The sequence below is a fragment of the Mycobacterium sp. TH-M82 genome, from assembly GCF_057473605.1.
The window spans coordinates 1-8,308 of record NZ_JBYCKY010000676.1 but is presented as its reverse complement, the minus strand read 5'-3'; the positions used below and the strand labels follow the sequence as shown (position 1 = coordinate 8,308).

The 8,308-nt window shown below is 64.0% G+C and carries 5 protein-coding genes, 1 tRNA gene and 3 pseudogenes; 6 read left to right on the top strand and 3 right to left on the bottom strand.

The features are described from left to right. Together AC2VON_RS19865 and AC2VON_RS19860 are read right to left on the bottom strand one after the other, a co-directional pair. Window positions 1–1,105: site-specific integrase (locus AC2VON_RS19865; RefSeq protein WP_486954480.1), on the bottom strand; the 1,105-nt coding region annotated here is incomplete at its 3' end. 1,077 nt (window positions 1,106–2,182) lie between these two features. Continuing rightward, window positions 2,183–2,734 carry a hypothetical protein gene (locus AC2VON_RS19860; RefSeq protein WP_486954479.1) on the bottom strand — a complete coding sequence of 184 codons (552 nt, stop codon included), beginning with the start codon at window positions 2,732–2,734 and terminating at the stop codon, window positions 2,183–2,185. Window positions 2,735–3,085: 351 nt separating this feature from the next. Between AC2VON_RS19860 and AC2VON_RS19855 the strand changes: the two genes are divergently transcribed. Both AC2VON_RS19855 and AC2VON_RS19850 read left to right on the top strand, forming a co-directional pair. Further along, window positions 3,086–4,759, top strand: coding sequence for an Eco57I restriction-modification methylase domain-containing protein (locus AC2VON_RS19855; protein ID WP_486954478.1), 1,674 nt, complete (start codon window positions 3,086–3,088; stop codon window positions 4,757–4,759). Next, window positions 4,756–5,466 carry a PaeR7I family type II restriction endonuclease gene (locus tag AC2VON_RS19850; protein ID WP_486954477.1) on the top strand — a complete coding sequence of 237 codons (711 nt, stop codon included), beginning with the start codon at window positions 4,756–4,758 and terminating at the stop codon, window positions 5,464–5,466. The genes AC2VON_RS19855 and AC2VON_RS19850 overlap by 4 nt, the downstream gene beginning before the upstream one ends. 43 nt (window positions 5,467–5,509) lie before the next feature. On the opposite strand, the gene AC2VON_RS19845 is transcribed toward AC2VON_RS19850, so the two are convergent. After that, on the bottom strand, window positions 5,510–6,550 hold the full coding sequence (locus AC2VON_RS19845) for a ParA family protein (protein ID WP_486954476.1): 1,041 nt from the start codon (window positions 6,548–6,550) through the stop codon (window positions 5,510–5,512). Window positions 6,551–6,794: 244 nt separating this feature from the next. On the opposite strand from AC2VON_RS19845, the gene AC2VON_RS19840 reads away from it, so the two are divergent. The 4 genes and pseudogenes from AC2VON_RS19840 to AC2VON_RS19825 form a co-directional block, all read left to right on the top strand. Then, a tRNA-Ala gene (locus AC2VON_RS19840) sits at window positions 6,795–6,870 on the top strand. Window positions 6,871–7,269: 399 nt separating this feature from the next. Further along, window positions 7,270–7,422, top strand: a pseudogene (locus tag AC2VON_RS19835) (type II toxin-antitoxin system VapB family antitoxin); the annotation flags it as partial. 108 nt (window positions 7,423–7,530) lie between these two features. Then, a pseudogene (locus tag AC2VON_RS19830) lies at window positions 7,531–7,912 on the top strand (PIN domain-containing protein). 132 nt (window positions 7,913–8,044) lie between these two features. Next, window positions 8,045–8,308, top strand: a pseudogene (locus AC2VON_RS19825) (hypothetical protein); the annotation flags it as partial.

Here is an 8,308-nt window from a genome sequence, read left to right as displayed (position 1 = left end):
GCCACGCCGCGAACGACTCCCCAAACCCCAAGTCCCGTGCGACAACTCGATCACCGAAACCGCCGAATGATGCATCAGATGCAATTCCGCGCACTTTGGCCAGGCTGGCCGCGGTGTGGCGCAAATCGTGCGGCGTGATTACCGGGAAGGTGTCGTCGGATTCCTGGCAGGCGGTCACAGCGGGGGCGAACACACGGCTGCGCCAGTTGGAGTTGCGCAGCACGTTGCCGCGGGTGTCGGTGAACACCAGATCCTCGCGGGCCTTGCCCGTCATCAGGGCGGCGAGGTCGTCGGTGAGTGCGGCGGGGAACGGCACGCTGCGGCGTTCGTGGTTCTTTGGCTGGCGCCAGTCGAGCCCGTTGACCTCGGTGACCGACCGGCTGACCGACACCCGGCGCCGCAGCATGTCGAAGTCGCCAACCCGCAGCGCGGCCATCTCGCCCCACCGCAGCCCGGTGTAGGCCAGGAACCTCACCACAGTGCCGTCGTCGCCGCACGCGCCGGCCAAAGCGAGCACCTGGGTGTGGCTGAGGTAGCCGCGGTCGGCGTGCAGACGTTTCGGGAGCTTCACCCCGTCGGCCGGGTTGCGGGGGATGCGACCGTCCTCTACTGCGGTGTTGAGCACGCTGCGGAACACATGGAAGGCGTTCTCGATGGTTGGCACTCCCGTGCCGTCGTTCACCAGCTTCGCGACCCAGGATCGGATGCCGCCCGTCGTTACTTCCGCGACCGGGATCTTGGCCCAGTGCGGCCTGACATGGTTGGTCCACGCGGTGGTCCTAGTGGCCACGGTCTTCTTGGCGATGTGGCCCTGTGCGGCCGCCCAGGCGGTGTGTACGTCCTCGACCGTCACTTTGCCCTTGGCCGGATCGATGTGAGTGCCGGCGGCGACTTCCGCCAGCTTGTCGCGCAGCCACGCCTCGGCCTCGCGCTTGACTTCGAACACCTTGTAGCGTTCGGTGCACTCCGCGTCGACGTAGCGGGCCTTCCATCTGCTCTTTACGCCGTGGCTGCGGGAGGGTTCCTTGGTGACGGTGCCGTCCGGGTGGCGGACGCGCTTGTACCAGCGGTCCTCGACGCCGCCCCGAACGCCCCGGTATGTCATGTTCTCCAAGGTAGCGTCGACGGCGGACAAAGGCCGTGCGTCTGGACGGGCTGCCGACGCTGGAAGAGGGTTGATGCCGAGGTGGTCGGGGTGCAACGGCACAGCGCTGCACCATTGCTGGCCAGACAACTCTCCACGGTCATATTGAATGGTCTGCATGTGCGGGCTACGTCCTTCCGGTTCGGGTCAGCGCCCTACCACCGCAGTATCCGTATCGAAATCCGATTGACCCCGTAGCGCCTCGCGTAGCAAACGTCGTACCGCGCCTCGTAGCTGCTGTCGTATCGGCGTCCGTAGCGGGAAACGGTGACGATGCGCCGGTCGGCAGTTTCCGAAGTAGCCCGTGGTGAAGCTAGCTTTTGTCGCCAGAACGCGACCCGGTCGGCTGAGGCCGACGAATCGCAGGACGTGCTGCTTCCGTATCGTTGGTCGGCACTCGACATCGGACCGCGTATCCGGTGCGTGGGGCAGGCGAGCGTGGAGCCGCCGTATCGCGATCAGGCTTGCGCCGTATCGTGCGCAGCCGAGCTGTGCGCGGAACGGGGCGAAGCCGCGTCGGGACCGTTGGCCATCGATTTCCGGCCGGTAGGTGTTTGCTGCGTGATGTTCACGAGTTAGGGGAGCCCGATGTCCGCATCGGTGTGATGGCGGTTGCAGGATGCGGGATCGGCCTGCCCACTCGGTACGCGGCAGGGGGTTGGGTGCCACCGGCGGTCGCCGCAGCGATAGTCCCGCTGGCCCTACCGGAAAGATTGCCGTACAGACACGTCGCGCTCACACCGACCAGGTGTTTTCTATGTATGCGGTTGCAGCCCTCGTTATCTTCGACCGTTCACCAACCGGTTGACGAGGCCGTATCGATCGCGACCCGTATGGGGCCAGGGGCCGACTCGGACAGCACCCGCCTGTCACCCGATAGCGACCTAAGTACTGACCCGCAACCGGCCAGGTGCTCACCTAGGCGGCGACCCGATGAAGCACGGGGACGTGGCGGGCGTTTGCGTCCGGTGGGGGTTTTCACCGAAGCCAGGTGGCGGCCGGTGGCGGCATGCCGCGTACCCGTAGGGGCCCGTCAAGTTAGCCACCACTGAACATCGCGAGCTGGGCACGCTGCACCGCGGTGGTGGCGACGAGCGGGTTGCTCGATTGCGGGTAGATCTCACTTGCGGCCCACCGGGCGGCGCGGACGCTGGTGGCGATGCCGACCTGCACACCCTGGCGTTCCAGCTCATCGTGAAATCCGTGGGCGTCGAACAGGAAGACCCGGTCGATGCAGAATGGGCGGGTGGTGCCACGTGATGACGCGGGCGCCCCAGCCGGTCCGCTGAACACCAGGTAGTAGTCCAACGGTGCGTGCGGATTGATGTCGAGTACCCGCTCCTGTCGGGTGTACATCTTCACGTTCACGGTCCTGCCAGCAAACGGCCCACCGACGAACCGTCCGTCGAAGCCCGCGTTGTTCGCCGCCGTCTCCAATTCGATGTCGAAGATTCGGGCGGCTATCCACTCGCCCATCGCGCCGACGTTTGTGGGTCGGTCGAGCAGGCGAGCGATGCGGTCGTCGACAGCATTGCGTTCGGCGATCAGCCCGGCAAGTTCGGCGAGTTGCGGGCTATCGGATTCGGCCACCACGAGAACCTACGGTATGTCCGGGAGTTGGCCTATCCTCAGCGTCAAGACGCCAGAGAAAGGACCGTCCCCGTGAGTGAGCCGATCGACAATCCGATCCTCAACTCGCCGTACGAGCAGCCCCCTACTTCGAGATAGGCCCCAACGGCGCGACCGGGGAAAACGAGCAACGGCTGCCGCCCGATTGGTACTTCATACCTATCGCGATCACGAAGGAGGGGAAGGGTGCCCGGCCAGGGCGAGTTCGAGTTAGCTGCTTCGGACACGTCTGCGTGATGTCCCTTGCTGCTATCCACAGCCCACCTCGTGTCGGTCCGCCTCCAGCCCGCTCGCTTCTATAGAGTTGCCGCCGTGGGTGCTCCGGCCGCCGAGAACATGCCCAGCTATGGCGAGGTGTTCACCCGCCGGTGGGTGGTTGCCACGCTTCTGGACCTCACCGGGTACACGGCTGACCGTGACCTCGCCGCGCTCCAGATGGTTGAACCATCGTGCGGTTCGGGTGCGTTCCTCGGGCCGGCCATCGAACGGCTGACGGCTAGCGCCCTGGCCTACGGCCACGACCTCCCGGGCCTGTCCGGCAGCATCCGTGCGTACGACCTGCAGGCTCAGCACGTCGCGGCGTCCAGACGACTGTGCCGCGACCTGGTGGTCGGCGCGGGCGCATCGCATCAGGTAGCCGCCGACCTCGCGCAGCAGTGGGTGCAGAACGGAGATTTCCTGCTGCTGGGGACCGGCCTAGACTCCGACTCTGACGTTCCGGGTGCCGATATGGTTATCGGCAACCCGCCCTACATTCGCCACGATGATCTGGCCGCCGGTCTCGCCGCCGAGTACCGGCGAACGTGGCCGACGATGCGCGGCCGGTGCGATGTGTATGTCGGCTTCATCGAGCGGGCGCTACGGACTCTCAAGCCGGAGGGGCGGCTTGGTTTCATCTGCGCCGACCGCTGGATGCACAACCAGTACGGGGCCGCGCTGCGGGAGCTCGTCGCCCGCAGGTTCGCCGTCGAGCACGCCTGGAAGATGCACGACGTGGACGCTTTTGAGGCGCAGGTATCGGCGTATCCCGCGATCACAGTCATCGCCAACACCCCGCAGGGACCAGCCGTCGTAGCGGACACCACCGCGGAGTTTGGGGAGGCCACTGCGCGGCGACTCGTGGCGGCGATGGCCGACGATGCGTGCACCGAATACACCGGTACCGGTGTTGTGGCTCACCGGCTGCCGCACTGGTTCTCCGGCGACGGATTGTGGCCGACCGGCTCCCCGGCGCGGCTGGCGCTCATCGAACACCTGAACAACCACTTCGGTCCGTTGCATGATCCACGGACCGGGACGCGGGTCGGCATCGGCATCGCCACCGGCGCCGACAAGGTGTACGTGACCACCGAATCGGACGTGGTGGAGTGGGAACGCCTGGTGCCGCTGGCCACGCAGCGCGACCTCGCCTCCGGTCGGTTCGAGTGGGGCGGCACCTATCTGGTGAATCCGTGGGCCGACGACGGATCCCTGGTGCCCCTTGGTGATTACCCCCGCCTGGCCGCATACCTGTCCGATCATCCGGCGCTGCGGGAGCGGTTCGTTGCGCGGAAGTCGCCGGCGGCGTGGTACCGCACCATCGACAAGCTGAACCCAGCCCTCACAGCCCGTCCGAAGCTGTTGCTGCAGGACATGAAGGCGCACATCCATCCGGTGCTTGAGCCGGGCGGACACTACCCGCACCACAACCTCTACTACGTGGTCTCCGACACCTGGGACATGGAGGTGCTTGGTGGCCTGCTGTTGAGCCGGATCGCCCAGGCGTACATCGAGGCTTACTGCGTGCGGATGCGAGGAGGGACCTTGCGGTTCCAGGCTCAGTATCTCAAGCAGATTCGGGTTCCTAAGTGGGAGAGCATCAGCCAGTCGCTGGCCGAGTCGTTGCGGGGCGCGTTCCGTGCCCGCGACGCCGAGGCGGCCACCCGAGCAGCGGCGCAGGCGTACGGCATCGACCCGGCCGAGTTCGAGCTGTTGGCGGCTGCGTGACGGCGACGTTCGAGGACTATGACACCGCGATCCGAGCGTTCTGGGCAGGGCGTGACCTACAGACGCAGAAGCAAATCGAGTCCGGCAAAGTCGATGCGGGCACTCGCGGGTCGGTCACCGGTGGCCAGCACCTGACGGCGCTGCAGGATGTGATCGCCGACCAGTTCGCGCCGCTGGTCGCGCTGGGCGCCGAACTCCGGCGTACCGGCATATTGCCGTTGCCTGGCTTCTACCGGCGGGCGAAGAATTGGGACATCGTGGTTACACTCGGCAACACTTTGGTGGCCGCCATCGAATGCAAGTCGCAATCCGGCTCGTTCGGAAACAACTTCAACAACCGGACGGAGGAATCCATCGGGAGCGCGGTGGACCTCTGGCGGGCGTATGAGGCTGGTTACGTCGGTTCGGTCCGTCCGTGGCTGGGCTTCGTGTTCGTGATCGAGCACGCCCCCAAGTCCACAAGCCCCGTGCGAGACCAGGGCCGACCGCTGTATCCGACTGACCCCGTGTTCGACCGGTCCTCCTACACCGATCGATACAGCATTCTGTTCGATCGGCTGGTACGTGAACGCCTCTACGATGCGACCTGCCTGATCTCCACCGTCAAAGGCGAGGGCATCCATGCCGAGCCAATGCCGGAGGTCTCGACGCGGAACCTCACCGCCGCCATCGCGGGCCGAGTGGCTTACATCCGGGGTCTCGGATAGTCACAGAATGTATCGGGTCTCCCGGCTATGGCGGCACTTGGGTTCAGAGGATGCTGGTCAGGTACGATAACTCGTTCTGGTACCTGGTCACTGACGAATTGACTTGTAGGCGCTTGCCTTCCACGGTGTGAAACGAACCGATTTTGAGGTCGGCGATGGGTATGCTCTTCGCACCGCTGATTCGCCCGGACGACATAAAATCATCAGTTACGACAATGTATTCGGATGGATCCTCGGAATCGAACAGCTTCGGGTAGTGGTTCGAAATCTCGATGGCACGCTCGATGTACATGCAAGATGCACGGTCGGGTGTCGATCGAATTCGGCTCTTTGAACCGACCATAGTCATCACAATGGCCGCCACTCGCGGAGTCTCACGTCCTCCGGACCGTGAATTCCACTGCTGAAAATCCTTGTTCGGATTCGACATCATATCCAACGTCAATTCTAATGAATCTAGAGAATGCTCATCGACGCGCACCGGAATAATTACCGCATCTGCAGCACACCATGCTAGGTGTGTGCCGCCGGAGTAGAAGGGGCTCGTATCCATCAAGACCACCTCGGTGCCGCACTGCTGAGCCTGTTTTTTGAGCACTCCCCGTAAGGATTCAAGAAGTGCACCTACGGCCTCCGTGCGGCCACCGGAGTGGGCTGTCTGCAGCTGTTGGTACAGCTGTGACGGAAATGCAAACATCTCTGCCGACCCCGGAATAAGAAACGCATCCTTGACAACCTTGAATGCTTCACAATAGGTCGAGACCCGATAGGTCGGATCACTAGGCGCAGTCCCAAACGCTGGCCCAAGAAGCACCGGCTCAAGCGACTTTACAACGTCGACCTTGGGTGAAAAATCGTCAAGCAGGGTCTCGGTCAAGTTCATCTGCGCACAGAGGTCGGCAATCAGAATCGAGTGGAACCGGGCCAGCTCGTACGAGAGATTGAATGACAACGTCGATTTACCGACGCCGCCGCGCAAGGTCGTGATCGCGTACGTGTCGTAGCGCAGAGTGGTGGCATCGCGCCGGTACCCCTCCTCGACTACCTTCCGATGGGTCTCCAAGACTGAATCGAGTTGTTCCATGTTTAGTGGTCCTTCGGATCTTCCGCAGGTCAACGATTGACCCGCGGGGGTGAGGATAACACGCAGGGGATGCAGTTATCATTGATAACTGCAGGTGCGTCCTATATACGCAGGTGCGCAGCATGATGATGCTAGTTCGCTGGCCCGCCCTGCTACCGCTCATGTGCCGCAAATATGCCGCAGGAGAGCGCGCTCACCTCAAAAACCCCAGGACAAGGAGTCCTGGCCTGCCAGGAGAAACGCCAGCTAGAGCCAAAAATCTGGCCCAACGATACTCGTTCGCATCGAGTAGGTCAGGGGTTCGATTCCCCTTAGCTCCACGGGGTTTGATGACTGGTCAGCTTGTGCTGTTCATTTAGCTGATGAATCTTGGTTGGCTGTCGCGTGCCGGAGGAGCTTCCTCAGCCGCTTTTATTGCCGCAGCGGCTCAGCAGGCGACCTGCGGAAACCGTGCGTTGGGGAGGCAGGTTGATATGGGCAGCCCGGCGTCCGGCTTGGGCACTGATGCCTCGGGCGCGGAGGCGTTCACCGAGTCAATCGGCGGTGATGGGTTTGCGGGGCACCTCCCGAAGTCGGCCCCCTCTTCACTTGATTCGGCGCTTCTCCCGCCAGCTGCCCGCAGCGACACTGCGGCGGTGACCGGATGACGAGCAGCGCGATGTTGGTGACATACGATTGATCGATACATTACCGACATCACTCGACACCGGGAGGCCATCGTGGCGGTGACCCAGATCGACCTCGACGACGAGGCGCTGGCCGAGGTCATGCGTATCGCCGGGGTGCACACCAAAAAGGAAGCCGTGAACCTGGCGCTGCGCGATTACGTTCAGCGGTTCGCCCGCGTCGAGGTACTGACCCGGTCCCGCGAACAGGCGAAGGACTGGGACTACCAGGGGTGGCTTTCGGCGCGGGCCGACGAGAAGACAGCCAAGCGGGCGCGGTGAGGTGATCTCGTTTCTGGTGGATTCCTCGGCGGTCTGGCGCCTGCAACGCGAACCGGAACGCACCGAGGCTTGGACGCTGCCGGTTCTCAGCGGGGCCGTCGGGTCGTGTGATCCACAGCGGGTCGAGTTCCGCCGATCGGCGCGCAACGCCGGCGAGTTCGATCAGATGAACCAGATGTTCGCCGGCCTCTACCCCGACGTGCCGGTGCCGAAATCGGTGTGGCCGTGGATCGACGCCGCCCAGCATCGCCTAGCCGGCGTGGGCGCGGCGCGTGCCCTGTCGGTGGTCGACTTGCTGGTCTGCGGCACCGCGGCCGCCAAGGGCCTGACGGTGCTGCACGACGACGCCGACTACGAACTCGCCGAGCGTTACTTCGCCGACGTCAGAGTGCGGCGCGTCGTCAGCTGCGGATGACACGGAAGTACGCCGTGGTGAGTGGGGTCGTGGCAGTCCAGGTAGATGCCGCCGGCGAAGCGTATCACCGGTCAAGGGGGGTTCGGTGGCGGGTCAGCCGCACCGCTGCCTGGCCGGCTTCGTAGGCGCCAGATGAATGCGAAGAACACCCGCAGTCGCGGGCTGACTTTCGGCGGCAATCGGCTGGGAATCGCGACGGCCACCGATTGCCCGGCCCCGGCGCGGGCCATAACCTTGCACCGTGCCGACAGCGGAGCAGTTGATGGCGGTGAGCGCAGTGTTCGGGATGCCCGGGATGTCACAGTGGCCGAACTGAGTTTGGGTACCGACGAACTCGCGGCGATGGACATTTTCGCCAGTTGTTCTGCCGAAGACCTCGCTCCGCTGGTCGCCAGC

Coding starts and splice junctions, on each gene's coding strand:
- AC2VON_RS19845 (WP_486954476.1), bottom strand. CDS start 6,550: ATGGAACAACTCGATTCAGTCTTGGAGACCCATCGGAAGGTAGTCGAG.